Below are 2668 nucleotides of genomic sequence, written 5' to 3'. Positions count from 1 at the left end.
GAATGCAGCGTCATTTTTGAAAAATTCCGCCAGGGTGGCAACACGATGACGGACAAACCGCAAGGAACCGGTCTGGGCCTGCCGATCAGCCGCCAGATCGTGGAATATTTTGGTGGTAATCTTTGGGTTGAAAGTGCGCCCGGAGCCGGAGCGAACTTCATTTTCACGGTGCCCTTGCCGGCGCCGGACGATAACAGTGGGAGACCAACCGCATGACCAAGAAAATCCTGATTGTCGATGACGAACCCAACATCGTCATTTCCCTTGAATTCCTCATGAAAAAAGAAGGTTTTGCCGTCGCGGTTGCCAGCGATGGCGAGGAAGCCCTGAGCAAGGTCGCCAGTTTCGCGCCGGATCTGGTCCTGCTTGACGTCATGATGCCGAAGAAATCCGGTTTCGAGGTTTGCGAGGCATTGCGCGCCGATCCGTCGCTGGACGGTTTGCTGATCGTCATGCTCACCGCCAAGGGGCGCGACACCGAAGTGGCCAAGGGCCTCGCCATTGGCGCCGATGCCTACATCACCAAGCCGTTCTCGACCAAAGAACTGGTGACCCGGGTGAAAACCATGCTGGGGATCGTCTGAAAGCAGGTTTCCACGGTCAACCGGAAATAACGGCCAAAATCGAAATCCAAATTTGTTGGAACCCATGCCATGAAGGCTAAGCAACGTTTAATCGTCGCGGTGATCATTCTCGGTCTGCTCATGACCGGGCCGTTCGTTGTCACCTCGCTGCTCGTCTGGCTCGACATGAAAGAGGCCGAGCGCACCCTGCTGATCAATCTGCTGGTTTCCCGGCTGCCGGTCGGGACGATGATGACTATGGTCGGCTTCGCTCTTGGCGTCGGCGTGCTGCACAAGCTGTTCAAGCAATATGTCGAGGGCCTGTTGCGGATGGCCGAAACGCTGCGCCTGATGCTCGGCGCCAACCGTAATTTTCGGGTGACCGCCGAAGGCCCGCCGGAAGTCCAGCAACTGGCGCAAGCCGCCAACGATCTGGCCGAGCAGCGCGATGTCCTGATGGATGACGTCGATGCCCAGATCGCCACGGCCAAGGCCTCGGTCGAGGCAGAAAAAAACCGGCTCGCCGCGCTCATGTCCGAACTGGCTCAGGCCGTCGTCGTGTGCAACCTCGATGGCCGCATCCTGCTCTACAACAACCGCGCCCGCCTGCAGTTCAAGGCCCTGTCGCAAGGGCCGACCTCGGTCGCCGGCGGCGCCCTGATCGGCCTCGGTCGTTCGATCTTTTCCATTCTCGAAAAAAGTCAGGTCGACCACGCTGAGGAGGTCATTCGCCAGCGCCTGACCGCCGGCAAGACGGCCATCTCCAATTTCATCACGACGACGCGCGGCGGCCAATTGCTGCGCGCCCAGATGGTGCCGGTGCTCGCCGCCTCGGGCGAGGAGGGCGAGGCGGCGATGTCGGGCTATGTGCTGACCGTCGAGAACATTACGCGCAGCATCGAAGAAGAAGAGCGCCGCGACCAGGCGCTGCATTCGCTGACCCAGGGCAGCCGTTCATCGATCGCCAATATCCGGGCGGCGGTTGCCAACCTGCTCGATTACCCCGACATGGAGCCCGAGTTGCGCGAGCGTTTTCTGCGGGTGATCGACGACGAAGTCGCCAAGCGCAGCCTGGTCATCGACCAGACGATGAGTCAGTTTTCCGACGCCATCAAGACGCGCTGGCCGCTCGAAGACATTCTCGGCATCGACATCGTGGCTGCCGCCCAGCGGCGCATCGACGACAAGCTCAAGTTGCCGAGCAAAACGGAAGAAATCGACGATGCACTGTGGATTAAGGCCGACAGCTTCTCACTCGTTTTTGCGCTGGTCAGTGTGGCCTCCAAGCTGCAGGATCATTACGAACCGCGCGAACTGCGCTTTCGCCTGACATCAGCCGGCAAGCTGGCCTACCTTGACCTGATCTGGACCGGCCCGGCGATGTCGTCGGAAACCTTCTACACCTGGGAAATGGAACCTATGCAGATTGGCAGCGAAAGCTCGCCGCTCAGCCTGCGTGATGTCATCGACCGGCATGGTGGCGAAATCTGGTACGAGCGCGAAAAGGCTGCGCACCGGGCCTTCTTCCGCTTCGTCCTGCCCGTCGCGGTGCCTGAGGTCGACAACGATCAGGAAGAGCGCACCCGTGGCAACGGACGCCCGGAATACTACGATTTCGACCTCTTCAAGTTCGAGGACCGGAGCATCGACCTCGACCGCAAGCTGGCCGACCTGACCTACACCGTCTTCGATACCGAAACCACCGGCCTGGAGCCGTCCAAGGGCGATGAAATCATCCAGATCGGCGCTGCCCGCATCGTCAACAATCGGCTGCTCCGTCAGGAAACCTTTAACCAGATCGTCGATCCCGAAATTCCGCTCAAGCCCGAGTCCATTCCCATCCACGGCATTACCGAGGACATGGTGCGCGGCAAGCCGAACATCGACATCGTGCTTCCCGCCTTTCACGAATTCTGCGAAGACACCGTGCTGATCGCCCACAACGCCGCTTTCGACATGCGTTTCCTGCAACTGAAGGAAGCGCGCACCGGCATCCGTTTCACCCAACCCGTGCTCGATACGCTACTGCTCTCGGCTGTCGTTCACCCCAACCAGGAATCGCACAAGCTCGACGTCATCCTTGAGCGCCTCGGCATCACCATCGG

The 2668-nt window shown here is 59.9% G+C and carries 3 protein-coding genes; all 3 read left to right on the top strand.

Annotation, left to right across the window (positions count from 1 at the left end):
• Positions 1–216, top strand: a 216-nt coding sequence (locus tag ADADOO_RS03960; RefSeq protein WP_511275204.1) for an ATP-binding protein, incomplete at its 5' end; no start/stop codon positions are given.
• Positions 213–584, top strand: a complete 372-nt coding sequence (locus ADADOO_RS03955) for a response regulator transcription factor (RefSeq protein WP_511275202.1) — start codon at positions 213–215, stop codon at positions 582–584. The genes ADADOO_RS03960 and ADADOO_RS03955, both read left to right, overlap by 4 nt.
• A 69-nt stretch (positions 585–653) precedes the next feature.
• Positions 654–2668 (top strand): 3'-5' exonuclease (locus tag ADADOO_RS03950; RefSeq protein WP_511275201.1); only part of this gene is annotated, 2015 nt, incomplete at its 3' end.

Origin of the sequence: Azonexus sp., from assembly GCF_036170495.1 — a bacterium.
Classification (GTDB): Bacteria; Pseudomonadota; Gammaproteobacteria; order Burkholderiales; family Rhodocyclaceae; genus Azonexus.
This window is presented reverse-complemented; position numbering and strand designations above follow the sequence as displayed.

Excerpts from the sequence above, each read along its gene's own strand:
- ADADOO_RS03955 (WP_511275202.1), top strand. The coding sequence starts at position 213 with ATGACCAAGAAAATCCTGATTGTCGATGACGAACCCAACATCGTCATT.